19 protein-coding genes are annotated in these 18,708 nt (G+C 67.7%); 10 read left to right on the plus strand and 9 right to left on the minus strand.

The window, feature by feature from the left end; all coding sequences use genetic code 11:
• Window positions 1–54 precede the first annotated feature (54 nt).
• Complete coding sequence (locus ACWCOV_RS28500; RefSeq protein ID WP_449832391.1) at window positions 55–822, minus strand: IclR family transcriptional regulator; 768 nt, start codon at window positions 820–822, stop codon at window positions 55–57.
• A 70-nt stretch (window positions 823–892) separates the two neighbouring features.
• Between ACWCOV_RS28500 and ACWCOV_RS28505 the strand changes: the two genes are divergently transcribed.
• The 5 genes from ACWCOV_RS28505 to ACWCOV_RS28525 are packed head-to-tail and all read left to right on the plus strand — an operon-like array spanning window position 893 to window position 4,813.
• Window positions 893–1,558 carry an FAD-dependent monooxygenase gene (locus ACWCOV_RS28505; protein ID WP_449832392.1) on the plus strand — a complete coding sequence of 222 codons (666 nt, stop codon included), beginning with the start codon at window positions 893–895 and terminating at the stop codon, window positions 1,556–1,558.
• Entirely contained in the window at window positions 1,528–2,013 is a 486-nt protein-coding gene (locus ACWCOV_RS28510) for a hypothetical protein (RefSeq protein WP_449832393.1), read from the plus strand. Before ACWCOV_RS28505 ends, ACWCOV_RS28510 begins: the two co-directional genes overlap by 31 nt.
• Window positions 2,014–2,026: 13 nt before the next feature.
• Window positions 2,027–3,412 carry an MFS transporter gene (locus tag ACWCOV_RS28515; protein ID WP_449832394.1) on the plus strand — a complete coding sequence of 462 codons (1,386 nt, stop codon included), beginning with the start codon at window positions 2,027–2,029 and terminating at the stop codon, window positions 3,410–3,412.
• Window positions 3,396–3,866, plus strand: coding sequence for a pyridoxamine 5'-phosphate oxidase family protein (locus tag ACWCOV_RS28520; RefSeq protein WP_449832395.1), 471 nt, complete (start codon window positions 3,396–3,398; stop codon window positions 3,864–3,866). The genes ACWCOV_RS28515 and ACWCOV_RS28520 overlap by 17 nt, the downstream gene beginning before the upstream one ends.
• Window positions 3,863–4,813, plus strand: coding sequence for an NADPH:quinone reductase (locus ACWCOV_RS28525; protein WP_449832396.1), 951 nt, complete (start codon window positions 3,863–3,865; stop codon window positions 4,811–4,813). The genes ACWCOV_RS28520 and ACWCOV_RS28525 overlap by 4 nt, the downstream gene beginning before the upstream one ends.
• 12 nt (window positions 4,814–4,825) lie before the next feature.
• Here ACWCOV_RS28525 and ACWCOV_RS28530 read toward each other — a convergent pair whose 3' ends face one another.
• Window positions 4,826–5,158 carry a winged helix-turn-helix transcriptional regulator gene (locus ACWCOV_RS28530; protein WP_449832397.1) on the minus strand — a complete coding sequence of 111 codons (333 nt, stop codon included), beginning with the start codon at window positions 5,156–5,158 and terminating at the stop codon, window positions 4,826–4,828.
• A 73-nt stretch (window positions 5,159–5,231) separates the two neighbouring features.
• On the opposite strand from ACWCOV_RS28530, the gene ACWCOV_RS28535 reads away from it, so the two are divergent.
• From ACWCOV_RS28535 to ACWCOV_RS28550, 4 genes are all read left to right on the plus strand, one after another.
• Window positions 5,232–5,777, plus strand: coding sequence for a carboxymuconolactone decarboxylase family protein (locus ACWCOV_RS28535; protein ID WP_449832398.1), 546 nt, complete (start codon window positions 5,232–5,234; stop codon window positions 5,775–5,777).
• 207 nt (window positions 5,778–5,984) lie between these two features.
• Window positions 5,985–6,941 carry a hypothetical protein gene (locus ACWCOV_RS28540; RefSeq protein ID WP_449832399.1) on the plus strand — a complete coding sequence of 319 codons (957 nt, stop codon included), beginning with the start codon at window positions 5,985–5,987 and terminating at the stop codon, window positions 6,939–6,941.
• Between the two features lie 106 nt (window positions 6,942–7,047).
• Window positions 7,048–7,575, plus strand: coding sequence for a hypothetical protein (locus tag ACWCOV_RS28545; RefSeq protein ID WP_449832400.1), 528 nt, complete (start codon window positions 7,048–7,050; stop codon window positions 7,573–7,575).
• 829 nt (window positions 7,576–8,404) lie between these two features.
• Window positions 8,405–10,669, plus strand: a complete 2,265-nt coding sequence (locus ACWCOV_RS28550; RefSeq protein WP_449832401.1) for a N,N-dimethylformamidase beta subunit family domain-containing protein — start codon at window positions 8,405–8,407, stop codon at window positions 10,667–10,669.
• Between the two features lie 279 nt (window positions 10,670–10,948).
• On the opposite strand, the gene ACWCOV_RS28555 is transcribed toward ACWCOV_RS28550, so the two are convergent.
• Both ACWCOV_RS28555 and ACWCOV_RS28560 read right to left on the minus strand, forming a co-directional pair.
• Window positions 10,949–11,365, minus strand: a complete 417-nt coding sequence (locus ACWCOV_RS28555; RefSeq protein WP_449832402.1) for a CBS domain-containing protein — start codon at window positions 11,363–11,365, stop codon at window positions 10,949–10,951.
• Window positions 11,366–11,546: 181 nt separating this feature from the next.
• A complete protein-coding gene (locus tag ACWCOV_RS28560; RefSeq protein ID WP_449832403.1) occupies window positions 11,547–11,849 on the minus strand; it encodes a metal-sensitive transcriptional regulator in 303 nt (100 codons plus the stop codon).
• Window positions 11,850–12,018: 169 nt separating this feature from the next.
• On the opposite strand from ACWCOV_RS28560, the gene ACWCOV_RS28565 reads away from it, so the two are divergent.
• A complete protein-coding gene (locus ACWCOV_RS28565) occupies window positions 12,019–13,455 on the plus strand; it encodes an MFS transporter (RefSeq protein WP_449832404.1) in 1,437 nt (478 codons plus the stop codon).
• A gap of 117 nt (window positions 13,456–13,572) precedes the next feature.
• Here ACWCOV_RS28565 and ACWCOV_RS28570 read toward each other — a convergent pair whose 3' ends face one another.
• Genes ACWCOV_RS28570 through ACWCOV_RS28590 form a run of 5 tightly spaced genes read right to left on the minus strand, consistent with a single transcriptional unit; the run spans window position 13,573 to window position 18,586 of the window.
• Entirely contained in the window at window positions 13,573–14,367 is a 795-nt protein-coding gene (locus tag ACWCOV_RS28570; protein ID WP_449832405.1) for a sugar phosphate isomerase/epimerase family protein, read from the minus strand.
• Window positions 14,364–15,416 (minus strand): zinc-binding dehydrogenase, encoded by a 1,053-nt coding sequence (locus ACWCOV_RS28575; RefSeq protein WP_449832406.1) that lies wholly within the window; start codon window positions 15,414–15,416, stop codon window positions 14,364–14,366. Before ACWCOV_RS28575 ends, ACWCOV_RS28570 begins: the two co-directional genes overlap by 4 nt.
• Before the next feature lie 50 nt (window positions 15,417–15,466).
• Window positions 15,467–16,363, minus strand: coding sequence for a carbohydrate ABC transporter permease (locus tag ACWCOV_RS28580; RefSeq protein ID WP_449832407.1), 897 nt, complete (start codon window positions 16,361–16,363; stop codon window positions 15,467–15,469).
• Window positions 16,363–17,253 carry a carbohydrate ABC transporter permease gene (locus tag ACWCOV_RS28585; protein WP_449832408.1) on the minus strand — a complete coding sequence of 297 codons (891 nt, stop codon included), beginning with the start codon at window positions 17,251–17,253 and terminating at the stop codon, window positions 16,363–16,365. Before ACWCOV_RS28585 ends, ACWCOV_RS28580 begins: the two co-directional genes overlap by 1 nt.
• 28 nt (window positions 17,254–17,281) lie before the next feature.
• On the minus strand, window positions 17,282–18,586 hold the full coding sequence (locus ACWCOV_RS28590) for an ABC transporter substrate-binding protein (RefSeq protein WP_449832409.1): 1,305 nt from the start codon (window positions 18,584–18,586) through the stop codon (window positions 17,282–17,284).
• Window positions 18,587–18,708 lie beyond the last annotated feature (122 nt).

An 18,708-nucleotide genomic window follows, 5' to 3' on the forward strand; every position in this document is an offset into this window, starting at 1 on the left:
CGGTACCGGGCGGAACGCCCAGCTCCTTCGCCGCCTCGGCCACCGACTGTCCGCTCAACCAAGCCCTGACGGCAGGTCACGTCCGGCGCGAGCCGTGGTCTCGGCCAGCGCCTTGGCCAGCGACTCGATCCGATCGGCCGGGAACCGGACCGTCGGCGCGCTGATTGTGACCGCCGCGATCGCCGCCCCGTCCGCGTCCCGGACCACCCGGCCGATCGCGCAGATCCCGGCCTCCGTCGCCTCTAGGTTGAGCGCGTATCCGGACCGCCGCGTCTGAGCGACGTCGCGCGTCAACCGTCCGAAGTCCTCCTCGGACAGCACCGGCTCCGGACCGCGCAGATACAGCTCGGCGAGGTGGTCGTCGGGCAACTCCGCGAGCAGCGCCTTGCCACCGGACGACTCATGAGCCGGCAGCACCGTCCCCTGCCGATCGCCGACGCGCAGCATCTGCCGCGTCTCCACAGTCGCCAGGAAGCGGGTGTGGGTCCCGACTCGCACCATCAGGTTCACCGACTCATCCACCTGATGACAGAGCCGCTCCAAGTGCGGCATCAGCAGTCGCCGCAGCTCCTGGTTCCGCGGCTGCCCGTTGAGCGGCCCGGCCGACAGCGCCGCCCCGGGCAGGTAGGTCCGGTTCACTTCGTCCTGTACGGCGAAGTCGCGGTAGACGAGCATCGACAGCAGGCGGTGCGCCGTAGACCGGCCGACCCCGAGCTCGTCGGCGGCATCGCTCAGGCGCAGCTCACCCTCGTCGCGGAGCATGTGGATCAGCCGCAGCGCGTTGTCGACGGAGGCGAGCGGGTACGGCGGCTTGTTCTTCATAGCAGAAAACGATACCGCTCTGCAGAACAGGCTCCTACATTCGTGTCACCCGAACCAGGGAGGCAACGAGATGGACAACCAGTCCGAAGTAGTGGTCGTCGGTGGTGGTATCGGCGGCCTGGCGGTCGCGAACGGCCTGGCCCGCAACGGATTCGGCGTTCGGCTGCTGGAGCGCGCCGACCACTTCGGCGAGGTCGGCGCGGGGCTCCAAATGGCGCCCAATGCGACCCGCCTGCTGCAGGACTGGGGCCTGCTCGACGACATCGTCGACCGCGGCGTCCTGCCAGAGCGATTGGTCCTGCGTGACGCGATTGACGGCCGGGAGCTGACCAGCCTGGACCTCGGCGACGAGTTCCGTCGCCGGTATCAGGCGCCGTACGTCGTCGTGCATCGCAGCGACCTGCACGACGTACTGCTGACGGCGTGCAAGGAGTCGGGCGTCGAGCTCCACACCGCGCACGAGGTGGCCGACGTACGGCTGGATGCTGATCGTGCGGAGACTGTGTGTGCTGACGGCACCAAGTTCGGCAGCGACGTCGTACTGGGTCTGGACGGCGTGGACTCCGCGCTGCGGAAGGCGATCGTCGGCGACGAGAAGATCGACTCCGGCTTCGTCGCGTACCGGGCACGATGCCGGCCGACGAAGCGCCCGAGTTCGTGGATCAGCGCAGCGTGGTCGCTTGGCTGGGCCCCGACTGCCATCTGGTGCAGTACCCGCTGCGTCGCGGCGAGCTGATCAACCAGGTCGCCGTCTTCAAAACACCTGCTTCGCTGGACGATGCGTTCGCGGATTGCTGTGACGCGGTCCGCGCGGGCCTCGCGTCGCTGTGGCGGGACCGGTTCTGGCGGATGACCGATCGGTTGCCGACGGCAACCTGGTCCCGCGGCCGGCTCGGGCTGTTCGGCGACGCCGCGCACCCGATGCTGCAGTACCTGGCGCAGGGCGCCTGCCAGGCGCTGGAGGACGCACGGGTCCTCACCGACCAGGCTGTGAAGCACGACGACTGGCCCGCCGTCCTCGAGGCAACTCAGAAGATCCGCGCTCCCCGTACCGCGCGGATCCAGCGCACGGCCCGGATCTGGGGCGAGATCTGGCACGTCGACGGCACCGCGCGGCTGCTGCGCAACGAACTGCTGCGCACCCGCGATCGCTCCGACCATTCCCCCATCGACTGGCTGTACGGCGTCTGACCGGAGGCATCCCATGAAAACATCGAGCCGCAAACCTCTTGTAGGCGCCCAGGTCGGCCTCTACGTCGACATGTTCGACGTGTACCTGCCGATCGTCGCGCTGGCCCCGGCCGCGGCGTACTTCGCGCCCGACGACATCTCCACCAGCGCCCAGCGGATCCTCACCGCGGTCGTGTTCGCGGCCACGCTGCTCGGCCGCCCGCTGGGCGCACTCGTCTTCGGCCGGCTCAGCGACAAGTCCGGCCGCAAGCGGACCACGCTCACGTCGTTGGTCGGGTTCGGCCTGACCACGCTCGCGATCGCCGCGCTGCCGGGATACCAGCAGGCCGGCCTGTTCGCGATCATCGCGCTGATCCTGCTGCGCTTCACCGACGGCACCTTCCTCGGCGGCCAGTACACGGCGGCCGCGCCGCTGGCCCTCGAACACGCGCCCGCCCGCAAACGCGGGCTGTACGGCGCCATCATCATGACCGGATTCCCGGCCGCGTACTGTTCGATCGCGCTGATCACGGTCGTCCTGCTCGAACTGATCCCGGCCGGTGGGCTCGGCACGCCGTACGTGACCTGGGGCTGGCGGATCCCGTTCGTGATCGGCGGGCTGCTGGCACTCGCGTGGGCGCTCTGGTACCACCGCAACGTGGAGGAGTCGCCGGTCTGGAAGAACCGGAAGAACGACGGGCACCAGCCGCTTCGGGACCTGTTCCAGGGGCCGAACCTGCGCGGGTTCCTGCAGGTCTTCACGCTGATGTCCGGGGTCTGGCTGGCGTTCAACATGGTCGGCGCGGTGCTTCCCGGCGTACTGCGAACGCGGCTGCCGGTCGGCACGGTGACACTCATCCTGGTCGTCGCGTACGCCGTGCTGATCGTCACGTACCTGCTCGCCGGATCGCTGGCGCAGCGGATCGGACGCCGGCCGTTCTTCCTGCTGCAGGGTGCAACCACGACGGTGATCGCTCCGGTGCTGTTCTGGTTGATTGCCCGGGGCAAGGTTTCCGGTGCCGTCGCGATCGGCCTGGTGACGATCGCGCTGGTGGTCGTCGTGGTGTCGACGTTCGCGGTGGTGACGACGTACATCATCGAGCGGTTCCACACCGGGATCCGTTCCAGCGGCTACGGTCTCGGGTACACCACGGCCGTGATCGTGCCGGCCTTCTACGCCTTCTACCAGGAGGGCCTGGCGACCGTGATGCCGTATGAACTGACACCGCTGGTGTTCCTCGCCGCCGGCGGCCTGCTGATCGGCCTCGGCGCGTACGTCGGGCCGGAGACCCGGGACGTCGACCTCGGCGCACCGGCGGCGAAGGCCGACGCCGACCTGCTGTCCGGCTCCATGGTGGGCCTGCCGTACTCCGGCCGCCCGCTCTCACTCGAAGGAGAAGCACGTGCCCGTGATCACTGACGACATGCGGATGATCGTCGAGCAGGCGATGCTCAGCTTCGTCGCGACGGTCTGCCCGGACGGCTCGCCGAACCTGTCGCCGAAGGGGTCGGTACGGGTGCACGACGACGAGCACCTGATCTTCATGGACATCGCCTCACCGAACACGATGCGCAACCTGGCCGCCGACCCGCGGGTCGAGGTGAACACGATCGACGTGTTCCGCCGCCGCGGCTACCGGTTCAAGGGGACCGCGACGATCGTGCCGCCGGGCGAGCCGTCGTACGAGGAGCTGAACGCCTGGCTGCTGTCGGTCAACGGGCCCGGGTACCCGGCGAACCAGGCGGTGCTGATCCGGGTCGAGCGGGCGCTGCCGATCCTCTCGCCGGCGTACACGTTCGGCCGCGCCGACGAGGCCGAGCTGACGAAGGCGTGGATCGCCCGGTACGACGCAGTGCGGCAGGCGTCGTCGTGACGGAGACCATGCGCGCCGCGTACATCACGTCCCACGGTTCACCGGACGTCATCCAGTACGGCGAACTGCCGGTGCCGGCAGCGGGTCCGGCCGATGTGCTCGTCCGGGTCGAGGTCGTGGCCGTCAACCATGTCGACACGTTCGTCCGGTCGGGTGCCTATGCGACGAGTACGCCGTTCCCGTTCGTGATCGGGCGGGATCTGGTCGGGACGGTGGTCCGGTCGTCGGTGGCGGAGTTCGCGCCTGGCGACCGGGTGTGGTGCAACAGCCTCGGCCATGACGGGCGACAGGGGTCGTTTGCCGAGTTTGCCGTCGTACCGCGGGATCGGTTGTATCGGCTGCCGGATGGGGTGGCGCCTGCCGAGGCGGTGGCGGTGCTGCACACGGCGGCCACGGCGTACCTGGCGCTCTTTCGCACCGGAGGGCTGGCGCCTGGCGAGACGGTGCTGGTGCTGGGCGCGGGCGGTGGTGTCGGGAGTGCGCTGGTGCAGTTGGCGTCTGCCGCCGGCGCTCGGGTCGTTGCGTCGTGTTCTCCGGACGACTTCGACTGGGTCAGGAGTTGCGGGGCCGATCAGGTCGTCGACTACCACTACGAGGTACCTGCGTCCGCGGTTGATCTTTGGATCGACAACTCCGGTCGGCATGACCTGGAAACCGCCGTACCGCGGCTGGCTCGGGGTGGACGCATCATCGCGCTGGCCGGGATGGCGGCCCGGCCGGTGCTGCCTATGGGTGCGCTCTACACCCGGGACGCCAGCATCCGCGGCTTCGTGATCAGCAACGCGTCGGCGGGCGATCTCGCCGACGCGGCGAAGCTGATCAACGATCAGCTGGCCTTGAAGCGCCTTCGGGCGCGGACACGTCCGCCCCTGCCGTTGTCGGCGGCCGCCGAAGCCCACCGTCAGATGGAGGCCGGCGTGCGGGGGCGGATCCTGCTCAACGTTTGACCGTACGGCAGTTCAGGCGCGGAGGGCTTCCTGCCAGTTGTCGGCCCAGGTTTGGAGGGGGCCGAGGGCCTGGATGAGGTCTCGGCCGAGCGGGGTCAGGTAGTAACCGTCGTCGTCGAGGGTGACGATTTCGGCTTCCGTCAGGGTGGCGAGGCGGGTGGTCAGGATGCTCGAGGACATCTGCCCGCAGCGCCGCTGGAGCTCGCGGAACCCGAGCGCGTCCGCCCGCAGCTCCCAGATCACCCGCAACGTCCACCGCTGCCCGAGCAGGTCGAGCGCCGCCATGATCGGCCGCCCGGTCGTCGACCCCCGGACCGGCCGGCCGGGGCGTGGGGTCTCAGCCATCGCCACCTCCCTTGTGCTTCTATTTTCGAAGCATCATAGTGGTTCGAAAACAGAAGCACTCCTTGAGGTGACCGTGCCACGCATCGAACCGCTGACCCCGCCGTACGCCCCGGACGTCGAACTGGCTCTCCGCAAGTGGATGCCGCCAGGCGTCGCCCACGAGCCGCTGGCCCTGTTCCGCCTCCTCCAGCACCACCCCGACCTCGCGTCCCGAATGCGCGTCCTGGGCGCCGGCCTCCTGGCGCACGGCGAGCTTCCCGCCCTCGACCGCGAGCTCGTCATCGCCCGCGTCTGCGCCCTGAACGACTGCAGGTACGAGTGGACCGTCCACGCCGCCGTCTTCGCCGATCAGGTCGGCCTGACCCCGTCAATGCTCCAGGCAACCATCCACGGGAGCACCGACTGGCCCCCACACCACCGCGCCCTACTCGAGGCGATCGACGAGCTCCACATCACCGCCCAGCTGACGGACGCGGCCTGGGACGCCCTCGCCGCCCACTACACCACGGCCCAACTGCTCGAAATCGTCGTACTGGCCGGCTGGTACCGCACGATCAGCTACGTCGCGAACGCCGTACGCCTAGCCCCCGAGCCGTGGACACGGCCATACCCGGGGTAACCATCCAGTCCCATGGCGTGACGCAATACTCCCGGAAACGTAGGCGCTCCTGCACGCGGAGTGCTCGTGCAGCGGTGTCGTGACTCCGTTTCGGTGGACTGTTGCATGTACGTGCAGAAGTCACCGAAATGTCGACACTTCAGGTTAGAGTGACCTGCTGTCTCGGAGCCCGAGGCAACTTTTCTTTTGTCCTGAGGGGGACTTTTGATGAAACTGCAGCGCCTCGCGCTCGCCATGGCGGGTGTGGGCATGCTCGCCGCGACCGCCGCCTCTGGCCCGGCCATCGCCGGCACGCAGGCCGACCCGAAGCCGTCCTGGACGGTGAAGTCCGCCGAGTCCAAGCAGCGCCTGTCGGTGCAGGCCGCGGCCGCCGCCTGCATCAGCTGGGTCGGCTGGCCGACCGGCGCCAACACCGTGGAGTCGGTCGACGTCACCGCCGCCAAGCCGCCGCGGGCGGCGGCGTACGAGCCGTTCAACTTCACCAGCACCCGGGCCAACGCGACCTGGTACCTGGCACAGAACGCCACCGGCACCCAGGTCTACTTCTACGGCCTGTTCCTGCAGGGCGACGCCCTGTACCGGCACACGACCTACCTGTACGAGACGGGTCTGCCGCGACCGACGTACAAGCGAGTCGGCGGCGGCTGGACCAGCTTCAAGTCGATCGCCACGTCCAACTACAGCGTCGCGCAGCCCCGGCACGCGTACCTGTACGGCCTGAACACCAACGGCAACCTGTACCGCTACGCGCAGGTCAACGGCGGTTTCAAGTCGCTCGGCTCGTTCGCCGGCTTCCGCGGCTTCAAGACGATGACCGTGATCAGCGAGACCGCGACGTACGACACCCTGCTGATGACCACGAACGCCGGCGCGCTCTACACGATCCGGATCCCGGTCACCGGGACCGCGAAGCCGGTCGTCAAGCTGATCCGCAGCTCCGGCTGGTCGTCCTTCGAGTCCCTGGTCACGCACAGCTGCGGCACCCGCGGCGGCACCCTGGTCGTCGGCGTCGACCACAACACCGACTCCGGCTACCAGTACGCCTTCAGCCACGCCATCGGCTCGCAGACCGCCATCACCTCCTACGGCAAGATCCCGGCAGTCTTCAACGGCATCAACCACGTGGCCTTCACCACCCACTACGACCAGCTCTTCGGCGAGTGACTCAACCCGCCGGTTGACGTAGCACCAAACCATCCGGGGACGCCGCGACTCGTGGCGTCCCCGGATGTCTTTGTTGGGTACTGGTACGGCGAGGTAGGTGATCGTCATGTACGACGTCGTCTTGCTGGTCGAGGAGGAGCTGAGCTCCCCGGATGCGGACCGTGTCGTTGAGTTGCACGCGAGCGCACCCGACCAGGTCAGGTATCACGTCATCGTCCCGTGCGAGGACGCGCAGGCACGAGTCCAGTCGTCTCTGAGCGGACTGGCGTCCACGGAGTTCTACGGGCTGGCCGCCGAGCGGCACTCGATCGCGTCCGACGAGGAAGTCCGTGAGGCGCAACGGCATGCTCAAGAAGCCGTCGACGCCCAGGCCAAGGCCGCCCTCGAACGCAGCATCGACCGGCTGCACGCACTCGGCCAGGACGCCACCGGCCTGATCGCCCACGGCCGCCCCCTGGACGAACTCAAAGAGCAGATCCAGCAAGTCAACGGCCAGGAAGTCATCGTTCTCACCCGCCCACACGTCGTGGCCGAGTTCTTCCACGTCGACTGGTCCTCCCAGGCCCGCCGCCACCTCGGCATACCAGTCCTCCACCTCCTCGAGGCCAACCAGTCACGCGGAGCCGACGACTGAAACAACCACGCCAGACGCCAGCGGCCAGGACTACACAAGAAAACGCTTGGCGTGATCGCCGTCCAGCACCGACAGCACATCACCAGCGATCTGCCACGCGCCCCGACAATCACAGACACAACTGCCGGTGCACACTCGAAGAGATGCCCCTGTGCATCGTCATCCACGAGCAACAGAACCCGCAGGTCACCGCGAGAGCGGATCCCCCTCCGGCTCGAAGCCCCGACCAAGACACAACAGCCAGCTGCTTCTCAGCAAGTCCGACCCCACTCATCGACCCCACGCACCTGACACGTGTGCAGGCGTTCCCGGCGCGAACTGAGGCTGACACCGCGCGGCGCACACATCAATAAACTGCCATATGGATCATGTGCGAGTGCTCACTGACCGGCGTGACTGATCGCCCGATCCCCTCCGCGTAACCGACGGTCGAACGGGTCGTCGTAGGTCTGATCCCGGGTGAACGTCGCGAGGGCGGGAATCCGGCGCGCCCCGAGCAACACCGGCGAAGTCAGGGGAATTTGTATCGTTCGAACACGGGCCGTGGCAACCCGGTTGCAGGTGGTTGCAAACTGAGGGAACCCTTATTTACAAGGCGAACGTGGCCGGCGTGGTATGGGCTGCATCACCTCCGGCGCTTGGTTCCGCGCTCCTGCCTCAGGTCGGGGAAAAGATTTCGGGTCGGCTGTAACGCCGATGTGGTCTGGGCCGATAAGGCTCGCGGAATCGGGTGGGGAATCGACGTGTCCACGCGCCGGGCTGCCGCCCGGGCGTCGGTGTGCGCGGATCACCGGTCCCGGGCAGTGCTGGGTAAGCCGGAAGGGCATACATGTTCCGCAAGCTGATCGCGTCGGCCGCCGTCGTCTTGGTGGTCGCCGCGGCCACCCTGTTCGTCGTTCGATCCGCGGACGCGGCAGGCGCCGACGTGACGATCACGGCCACGACGGCCACCAACGGCACGACGACCTTGACCTATCGGGCGACCGTGCTGCGGGCCGGGACGGTGCGCGACATCGTGTTCTCGATTCCGTCCGGATCGACCGGGGCCATCACCTCGATCAACGGCACGGTGAGCACGGTGTCGCCCGGCGTCCTGCGGTGGCGGCCGGCCAAGACAGTGACCGTCGCCGTCGGTGCCCGGTTCTCCATCCCGCTGTACGGACTGCGCCTGCCGGCCGGCGGGCCGTGGACGCTCAGCTTCAAGGCAACCGGCACCACCGGCGCGATCCTGACCTCCGGCACCGGAGTCCTGCAGCCCTTGAAGACCTACACCCCCAACGTGGCGATCACGGCGACCAACCCGATCCCGGGCCAGAAGACGAACCTGGCGTACGCCGCCACCGTGACCAAGGCCGGCGTCCTGGCCGCCGTACGGATGCAACTCCCGGCCGGAGCGACCGGCACGGTGACGACCATCAACGGCACCCTGACGACCTCGCAGGGCTACGCGACCTGGAAGCCCAACGCGCCGATCAGCGTCGCGGCCGGCGCCCGGCTGGGCATCCCGATCAACGGCGTCCAACTGTCCAAGTACGGCGGCGTCCTGACGCTGGCGGTGTCGGCCAGCACATCGACCGGCATCCTCCTGACGTCCGGCACCGGAACCCTCTCCCTGATCGCCCCGCCGGCTCCGATGCCGGCGATCTCGGCCACCGGCTTCGCGACCATCCCACCCGGCTGCCCCTCGAGCTGGCCGTCCACATCCACGGAGAACGCCAAGCCCGGAACCGGCGACTGGGTCATCCCGACCACGATGGACGGGCCGCTCGCGGCGTACCTCACCGAGGTCTCGGCCACCTGCGGGGACACCGTCGACCTCAAGGTCACCTCCGGCAACCCGGTCAGCGTGGTCGCCTACCGGATGGGGTACTACGCCGGACTCGGCGCCCGCGAGGTCTGGCGGAAGGACGACGTACCGACAGTGGTGCAGGAGGTTCCGGTAACGGGCGGCACGTCCACCGACGGCAACGACCTGCGGATGACGTCCGCGGAACACTGGACCAAGGCGCTGAGCATCCCGGTGGACAGCACCTGGATCCCGGGGACCTATCTGATCAAGGTCAGCGACGGCACCTACGCGTCGTACGCACCGCTCACGGTCCGCGACGACACCGGCACCAAGCACGACCTGCTGATCCAGCAAGCAACCACGACCTGGCAGGCCTACAACCGCTACGGCGGCCTGAGCTTCTACGCCGGCGGCGAGTCCGGAGGCTCCGGCCGGCTGACCTTCGACCGCCCGTACAACGAAGGCCAAGGCTCCGGACAGTTCCTGTCGCTGGAGCAGGGACTGGTGTTCTGGGCCGAATCGAAAGGCCTCGACGTCACCTACTGGACCAACAACGACCTCGACGAGTACGGCGGCCAACTGCCGGCCCGCGCCGCGACGATCTTCCTGCCCGGGCACGACGAGTACTACTCACTCCGGATGCGGGCAGCGCTGAGCCAGGCGATCAGCCGCGGCGTGAACGTGGCCAACCTCGGCGCCAACACGGCCTACCGGCAGATCGACTTCACCGACGACGGCCGCAGAGCCTGGGACATCGACCGCTACACCGCCGGCTACAAATCGACGGAGTGGCGCTACCAAGGTGACGCCTACGCCTCGCAGCCCCTGCTCGGTGCGGAATACATCTGCCCAGTCATGGGAAACACCCTGACCGCCGGGACAAGCTGGATGTTCGACGGCGTCCCCGCCGGCACCACCGTGCCAGGATTCATCGCGGGCGAGATCGACTACGTCTGGCCAGGCCTGTACAAGCACCCCGGCCTGACCACGGTCGCCAGCGGCACCGGGAACTGCCGCTCGAACGGCAAGGCGGTGCCCATGCACACCACGGCCTACGTCGCCCCCTCAGGCGCACGCGTGCTCAACGGCTCGACGTTCGCCTTCGGCTGCTTCCTGGTCGGGCGCTGCCCGTCCAACTGGACCGTGCCCGCACCGTCGGCCGAATCCCAGCAAGCGGTCGGAACGATGGTCGCCAACATCACCGAATGGGTCAGCAACGGCACGATCCAGGTCCCAGCCGACACCACCGTCGCACGCGCCCGCGTCGCGCCGCCCAAGTACAGACTGCAGACCGAACAGCCCTAACCGAGGGCCTGCAGCCCCGACCCAACGAGCTAGTCAGCTGCATGTCCTCGACGAGCGCCGCCCCGCGGTGCGCGCTCCTCACCGGATCGCGACTCCGATTCGATCCGCTACGTGCTCGATCGTCCGCTGTGGCGTTTCGCTGGAAGGCCGTCCGCGGATGGCCATGTCCAAGTACGTCGCCCCGTTCAAGGCCGTCGTACCGGCCGCCGCGCCACGAACCATGGTCGACAGAACAGCGCTGATGCGTGTCAGAGTCGCGCCTCCCGGGGGCGAGTGTCGTCAGGGTTCTGAGATGTCCTGGACGACGTCGCCAACGTCGGTCTTGCCCAGACTGCGCGCGACGTCAGCCATGGCCAGCATGCCGACGAGGTCGTGGCCGTCGATCACCGGCAATCGCCGCACCTGGTGCTCGCTCATCGTCTTGAGGGCTTCTTCAGCGCTGTCGTCGGCTCCGATCGTCACCGGCTTGCCCTGCCCGAACTGCCCCGCCGTCACCGAGGCCGGATCGCCACCGTCCGCGATGCACTTCACCACGATGTCGCGGTCGGTCAGCATGCCCTTCAACCGGTTGTCCTCACCGCAGATCGGCAAGGCTCCGACGTCGAGATCCCGCATCTTCCGGGCGGCGTCGACCAACGTCTCCTTCTCACCGACACACTCGGCGCCGGCCGTCATCAGCTCACGCGCGGTCGTCATGTTCGAACACCTCGATCCCGAATCTCACCACCACGATTGCTTGGACTGTCCCGGTGCCCGCACCCTCCGCCGCCATTCGCGCGGGGCCACGCTTTCCTGCTCGGACACTGGCAGTATTTGCGCGGCTATGCTCGGCTGCCGCGACGGTCCGCGCGGGACGGTTTGCCGGGTGCGCAAGCGGCTAGGAGCGCACGAGCCGGGCGATGGCGTCGGAGGCTTCCTTGATCTTGCGGTCGGCCTCGGGGCCGCCGGCGGCTGCGGCGTCGACCACGCAGTGCGCGAGGTGGTCCTCGAGCAGGCCGAGGGCGACGGACTCCAGTGCCTTCGTCATGGCTGAGATCTGGGTGAGGATGTCGATGCAGTACTTCTCCTCCTCGACCATGCGTTGCAGACCGCGAGCCTGGCCCTCGATGCGGCGCAGCCGCCGCAGGTAGGCCTCTTTGTCGTCGATGTAACCGTGCTGTGCCGGTCCGGCCACGCTCACCACGTCCTCCCTGGGGTTCGCCGCACCCTACCCGCCAGACCGCAGGATCCCGACCCCCTCTTGCCTTTCACACCTTACCCCCCTAGGGTATCGTTTCGTTTTCCCGGTTCCCACCCAGGGAACCTCTTACGACCTTGATTGATACCCCATACGGGTAAGGAGTACTGCAATGAGTCAGATGGAGTCGCAGGCGTCGTCACGGCGCTGGTGGGCGCTCGGCCTGATCGCCGCGGCGCAGTTCATGGTGATCATGGACACCTCGATCATCGGTGTCGCGTTGCCGAAGATGCAGGCCGAGCTCGGGTTCGGCCCGGGCAACCTGTCGTGGGTGTTCAACGCGTACGTCGTCGCGTTCGGCGGCCTGTTGCTGCTGGGCGGACGGCTGTCCGACCTGCTCGGCGCCCGCCGGATCTTCGCGGCCGGCTGGGCGGTACTGCTGGCGGGGTCGCTGGTCGCGGGCCTCGCGACCGGTGTCGGCACCGAGCTGGCCGGCCGTGCGATTCAAGGCATCGGTGCGGCGTTGATCGCGCCGGCCGCGTTGACGCTGCTGATGATGTTGTTCGGAGCGAATCCGCGGGAGCTGACCAAGGCGATCGCGCTGTACGGCGCGGCCGCTCCGGCCGGCGGCACGGCCGGGGTGTTCCTCGGTGGGGTGATCACCGAGTATCTGTCCTGGCCGTGGGTGTTCTTCCTCAACGTGCCGATCGCGCTGATCGCGCTGCTGGCCACGCCGGCGTTGATGCCGAGCTCCGCCGTACGGCGTGGGTCGGTGGACCTGCTCGGTGCGTTGACGGTGACGTTCGGGCTCGGCGCCGGTGTGTACGCGATCGTCCGGGCACCCGAGGTCGGTTGGTCGGCGGGCTCGACGCTGCTGATCGGCGCGGCCGCCGTCGTACTGCTGGGCGTGTTCGTCGCGGTGCAGGCCAAGCGGCGGGAGCCGCTGATGCGGCTCGGGATCTTCGCGGCGCCGAACCTGGCTGCTGCGAACGTCGCTCAGTTGCTGCTGGGTGCAGCGTGGGTTCCGATGTGGTTCTTCCTGAACCTGTACCTGCAGCAGGTCCTCGGGTTGAGCGCGTTCCCCAGCGGCGCGGCACTGTTGCCGATGACAACGTTCATCATGCTCGGCATGATCGTCGTCGCGCCGAGGGTGATCGCCGCGGCCGGTCCGAAGAGGACACTGGTCGGCGGTATGGCGATCCTGACCGTCGGCCTGGCCGGTCTGTCCCTGATCCGCTCCGACGGGTCGTTCTGGACCGACGTACTGCCGGCCTCGTTGATCGCGGCCGCCGGGATGTCGCTGGCGTTCATCCCCAGCCTCGGCATCGCTCTGTCGTCAGCGCGCCCGGAGGAGGGTGGCCTGGCGTCCGGGATCGTGAACACCAGCTACCAGATCGGGTCTGCGTTGGGCCTGGCCGCGATGACCGCGGTGGCCGCCGCGAACGGCGCCGACCTCCCCGATGACGCCGCCGCGCTCACCGACGGATACTCGGCCGCCTTCATCGGCGCCGCAGTCGTCGCCGCTGTCGGTGCGATCCTGGCCGCGATCAGCCTGCGGATCCCCAGCGCCGCGATCAAGGATGCCGACTACCAACAGACCACCGCCTAACACCCGTCCCCCGACCCCGGCAAGGCCCATGCAATTCCAGAACCACGGGAGACGGTCAGCGGCGCCCTGTCGCACACAGGGCGCCGCTGAGAGCCGGGCGTCAGATGCTCCGCAACATCAGCGGGACAGCAGCTTGGCTACCTTGGGTAGGACTTGGTCGACTGGGCCGCTGAGGCCGCATTCCATCGCCAGCCAGCCCTGGTAGCCGATCGCGTCCAGAGCATCCAGGGTCTCGGGCCAGTCGTAGTGACCGGCGCCCGGTTCGAGCCGGTTGCTGTCGCCCAACTGGACGTGACCGATCAGCGAGCCGGCCTTCCTGATCGACTCACCGACCCGGGCCTCCTCGATCGACATGTGAAAGGTGTCCGCGGTGATCATGACGCCGGGCGATCCGACCTCCTCGACGACCGAGACGGCATCGGCCAACTGGTTGATCACGAAGTCCTCGAACCGGTTCAACGGCTCCAGATAGACCTTCGCCCCGACTGACTCGGCGTGCTCGCCCACCTCACGTAAGGCCTCGACCAGCGCGGCGCGGGACTCCTCGACCGATCGGGGCGGCTCGAACGGCGGCAACCGTCGGGAGAACAGCCCGAACGCGTGCGGCGAGACGATGCCGGTGCCGCCTGCTGCCGCGATCGTGCTCAGGTGGATCTTGAGCTGCTCGATGGCGTCCCGGCGGCGGTCGGCGTCGAAGTCTCCGATGAAGTGATCCATGTGTACGACGGCGGTCGGCATCAGTACGCCGGCGTCGCGGGCGCGCCGCAGTTCGTCGATCCGCGCTCCGAAGATGCCGTCGCCGCGGGCGGACAGCTCGATCCCGTCGAAGCCCATCGCCCGGACGAACGCGAACTTGTCCTCCAACGTCTCGCCGGGCAGGGTCAACTCCGCAGCTGCAAGCCGGAAGCTCATGCCGCGACCTCCTCGTCGAAGCTGAGCACGACCTGCAGGGCCTCGTGCGGACGCTCGTCGAGCATCCGGAACGCCTCCGCGGCTCGCCCGACCGGCACGGTGTGGGTGATCAGGTCGGTGACGTTGAGCCGCTCCGCCGAGGCGAGCTGGATTGCGGTCTTCGCCAGCCGGTCGTAGTTCCACCGATGCCTCAAGGCAGGCGCGACGCCCGAGATCTGCGAGCAGATCAGCGCGACGCGGTTGTGGTGGAACTCCTCGCCCAGCCGGAGCCCGGCGCCTTCGCCTTGCATGAAGCCGGCGACGCAGACCCGAGAGCTGTACGCGACCGACCGAACCGCCTCGTGCAGGGCCTGGTAGCTGCCCGACACCTCCAAGCAGACGTCGGCGCCGCGGCCGTCGGTGAGGTCGCGGATCCGCTCAGCCACCCCGCCGTCGGCGGGATCGAGCGCACAGTCGGCGCCGAGTTCCAGCGCCAGCTGGCGGCGGGCGGGGAGGCCGTCGACGGCGATCACCCGGCCGCCGTTCAACCGGGCCAGCTGGGCCGCCAGTTGCCCGGGTACGCCGAGACCGAAGACGGCCACCGTCTCCCCCACATGGATGTCGGCGTCGAGCACGAGATTCAGCGCGATCCCACCGATCTGGCTGAAAATGCCGATCCGGGGATCGACGGCGGGGTCCAGGACTCGTCGTGTGGCCCAGTCCCCCTTCTTGACCGTGTGGCTGCGATGTCCCCAGGTCCCCCAGACCACGTCTCCGACCTTGACGCCGTCAGCGGCGGCACCGAGCGAGACGACCTCGCCGACCTCCTCGTAGCCCCAGCCGTCGACGGGGTAGCTGATCGAGGTGTCGCCGTCGACGAAGAGGCGGGATGCGTCGTCCCATCGTTTGTTCAGGTAGGGGTTGCTGCCGCGGTAGGCGGTCAGTTCGGTGCCCGCGGAGATCCCGGAGTACAGGGTGCGGATCAGCACCTCGTCCGGCTGAAGGGTTGGTTCGGCGTCGGGGACGACCTCCGCGACATGAGGTGAGCTGAATCTGACCAGGGATGGCATAGGACGGTGTCTCCTTCGAGGCGTGGTTGGCAGCGTCGTTGGCAGGGCGGTCAGCCCTTGACGGCGCCGGAGATGAAGCCCTGCGTGACCTGTCGTTGCAGGATCACGAAGATCACGATCACCGGGACGATGGTGATCAAGGTGCCGGCGGCCAGCGGCCCGATGTCCATCGAGCGACCGCCGGTGAAGTTGTAGAGCCCAGCCGTGAGCGGCCGGTACTTTCCGCTGGGCAGGTAGAGCAAAGGCACCAGGAAGTTGTTCCAGTTGCTCAGGAACGTGAAGACCGCGAGCGCGGCGGCACCCGAACTCACCAACGGCATCATCACCTGCGCGAAGATGCGGCTCTCGGAGGCGCCGTCGATCCGCGCCGCCTGCTCGAGCTCGTCCGGGAGGTCGGAGAAGAACGCCCGCATGAAGAACGTCCCGAACGACAGGTTGGTCGAGATCAGCACCAGGTTGGCGCCGACCAGACTGTCCAGCAGCCCCATCGATCGCAGCTGGAAGTACAGCGGAATCATGTAGGTGAAGAACGGCACCAGCAGGCCGAGTACGACGAGGTAGAAGACGACCGTACGTCCGGGGAAAGGCAACCGGGCGAAGGCGTAGCCGGCCATCGTGGAGATCACGATCACCACCAACGTACTGGGCACGCTCAGCAGCAGGCTGTCCAGCAAGTAGCTGCTGAAGCGCCCCACCGTCCAGGCCGACTGCAAGTTCTCCAGCGAGAACGAGGTGAACAGTCCGAACGGGTTGCTGCGGACGTCCTGCGGGGTCTTGAGCGCCGTCGAGACGATCAGCAGCACCGGGAACAGTGTCAGCATCGCCATCGCGATCAGCACCAGATGACGGGCCACCAGCCCGCTGGACCGACGTACGTCACGTCCACGGACAGCCGCTGGGTCCGCGGACTCGCTGCTGCGCGAAACGGCGACCGGTACTTCGACCATCACGCCCCCAGCCCTTGCAGCGAGAGCCGTCGCTGAAGTCGGTTCAGCATGATGGTGAACGGCACGGCGAGGACCGTGATCAACAGCGCCAGCACGGTGCCGTAGCTGATCCGGTTGAGTTGGAAGGCGCTCGAGTAGGCGTACGTTCCGAGCACCTCGGTGGCGTCCGCCGGCCCACCGCCGGTCATGATGAAGATGATGTCGAAGACGCTGAACCCGCCCACGAGCGTGAGGGTCAGCACCATCAGGAAGACCGGCATGATCTGTGGCAGCAGGATGTGCCACAGCCGCTGGGCGGCGTTCGCGCCGTCGATCCGCGCGGCGTCGACGAGTTCTACGTCGACGTTGCGCAGTGCGGACAGGATGATCATGGTGACGAAACCGCACGTCGCCCAGATCGCGGTGGCCAGTACGGCGAAGATGGCGGTGTCCGGATCCCCGAGCCAGCCGCGGCTCAGCCCGCCGAGGCCGACGGCTCCGAGCGCCCGGTTGATCCAGCCGTTGACGGGGTCGTACATCCACCCCCAGACGATGCCGATCGCCACGCCGGGAAGCATGAAGGGCAGGAAGAACAGCACCCGGTAGACCGGCCCACCGCGACGCCCGGACCAGATCAGCACGGCGGTCAGCAGCCCGATGATCATCGGCGCGGCGGTGCCGATCGCGATCCAGATCGCGTTGTTGCCCAGCGCGTGCCAGGTCGCCGAGTCCGTGAACATCTCGGTGAAGTTGCTCAGTCCGACGAACGGCGGGGTCGGGTCGAGGCCGTCGAAGTCGACCACCGAGTAGTACAGGGCGTTGACCATCGGGAACAGGAAGAACACTGCCGTGACGACCGCGACCGGCAGCGCGAGCACGATGCCGAGCCGCGCCTGCGCCCTGCGGGTCACCGGAGGAACGTTGCTCGCGGCCCGCATCCTACTTGGCCGACTTCTCGTAGGCGGCCTGCAGCTGCGCGGCGACCTGCGCCGCCTCGGCCTGGTCACTCAGGATGCCCTGGATGCCCTTCCACATCGCGTTGTTGAACACGTCGGTGGTGAGTACGTCGATGTTGTACCCGAAGTCACCGGTCCCGTCGGCGATCTTGGCCGAGTCGTCCAGCACCTGCTTGAACAACGGCGACGCCTTCATTCCGGCCGTGTCGATCGGGTACGCCGGGATGTCCTGCAACTTCTCGGCGGCCCAGCGACCGTGCTCGGGGGTGAGCAGGTAGTCCAGGAACTTGATCGACGCCTCCGCCTTCTTGGTGGAGGCGGACACGAAGGTCCCGGACCCGAGACCGCCGCTGAAGATGCCCGGACCGTCCTTGGCCGGGAACGGGATGAAGCCGACCTCGAACTTGGCGTTCCGCTCGATGTCCAGCGCCAGCCAGCTGCCGGTCGGATTGATCGCGGCCTTGCCCGAGTAGAACAGCGCGTTCGCGTTGTCGTAGCTGACCGCGGCCGGTGACGGAGTCAGCAGGCCCTTGTCGTTCCATTCCTTCCAGACCGCCAGCGAGTCCACGACCGGCTGGGTGTTCCACGACGTACGGCCGTTGAGCAGATCGTCCATGCCCTTCGACCCGACCGCGCTGGACAGCGACATGCTGAGCAGGTGGCCGCCCTGCCAGCCTTCCTTGTCGCTGACGGCGAACGGGACGACGTTGTTCTGCTTGAGCTTCTCGGCGGCGGAAGTCAGTTCGGCTAGGTTCTTCGGTGCCGCGATCCCGTACTTGGCGAACAACGTCTTGTTGTAGAAGACGCCGACCTCCTCGATCTGGCTCGGCACCCCGACGATCTTGCCGTCGAAGGTCACCCGCTTCTTCGCGAAGTCGTAGACCGGCCAGTCGTGCTCGGCGTAGGCGCCGGTCAGGTCGTAGACCAGCCCGGCCTTGGCCAGCGCGCCGGCGAAGCCCGGTCCGGTGTCGTACCCGAACACGTCGGGCCCCTCGCCGGAGCGCAGCTGGGTCTGCAGGACCGTCCGGACGTTCTCGGACGGGATGACGTCGAGCTTCACCGTGATGCCCGGATTCTTCGACTCGAAGGTCTTCAGGTCGGACTTGATCAGCTCCAGGTCCGCCGGGTCCTCCGGCTGCCCGATCATGTAGCGGATCTCCTGCTGTTCGCTGGTGTCCTGCTGGACATCCCCGGACCCGGTGCCCGGCGCGCCGCCGGTGCAGGCGGCGGTGACGAACAGTGCTCCGGTGGTCAGCGCGATCGAGGCGACGTACGCGATCTTCTTCACGAGGCGACTTCCTTGTCGGCGGCGAGGCGTCGGAGTGTTTCTAACGTTAGAAGTTCTAACGTTAGAAGTGATGCTGACGGCGCTGATGGGCTCTGTCAAGATGTCGTCCTACGGTGTTTGCG

It is taken from the genome of Kribbella sp. NPDC002412, assembly GCF_053592935.1.

Bases quoted from the DNA above. Each gene is read 5' to 3' on its own strand.
- ACWCOV_RS28570 (WP_449832405.1), bottom strand. From the start codon at position 14,367: ATGAGCTTCCGGCTTGCAGCTGCGGAGTTGACCCTGCCCGGCGAGACG.
- ACWCOV_RS28550 (WP_449832401.1), top strand. From the start codon at position 8,405: ATGTTCCGCAAGCTGATCGCGTCGGCCGCCGTCGTCTTGGTGGTCGCC.
- ACWCOV_RS28530 (WP_449832397.1), bottom strand. From the start codon at position 5,158: ATGGCTGAGACCCCACGCCCCGGCCGGCCGGTCCGGGGGTCGACGACC.
- ACWCOV_RS28575 (WP_449832406.1), bottom strand. From the start codon at position 15,416: ATGCCATCCCTGGTCAGATTCAGCTCACCTCATGTCGCGGAGGTCGTC.
- ACWCOV_RS28545 (WP_449832400.1), top strand. From the start codon at position 7,048: ATGTACGACGTCGTCTTGCTGGTCGAGGAGGAGCTGAGCTCCCCGGAT.
- ACWCOV_RS28540 (WP_449832399.1), top strand. From the start codon at position 5,985: ATGAAACTGCAGCGCCTCGCGCTCGCCATGGCGGGTGTGGGCATGCTC.
- ACWCOV_RS28565 (WP_449832404.1), top strand. From the start codon at position 12,019: ATGAGTCAGATGGAGTCGCAGGCGTCGTCACGGCGCTGGTGGGCGCTC.
- ACWCOV_RS28500 (WP_449832391.1), bottom strand. From the start codon at position 822: ATGAAGAACAAGCCGCCGTACCCGCTCGCCTCCGTCGACAACGCGCTG.
- ACWCOV_RS28580 (WP_449832407.1), bottom strand. From the start codon at position 16,363: ATGGTCGAAGTACCGGTCGCCGTTTCGCGCAGCAGCGAGTCCGCGGAC.
- ACWCOV_RS28505 (WP_449832392.1), top strand. From the start codon at position 893: ATGGACAACCAGTCCGAAGTAGTGGTCGTCGGTGGTGGTATCGGCGGC.
- ACWCOV_RS28515 (WP_449832394.1), top strand. From the start codon at position 2,027: ATGAAAACATCGAGCCGCAAACCTCTTGTAGGCGCCCAGGTCGGCCTC.
- ACWCOV_RS28555 (WP_449832402.1), bottom strand. From the start codon at position 11,365: ATGACGACCGCGCGTGAGCTGATGACGGCCGGCGCCGAGTGTGTCGGT.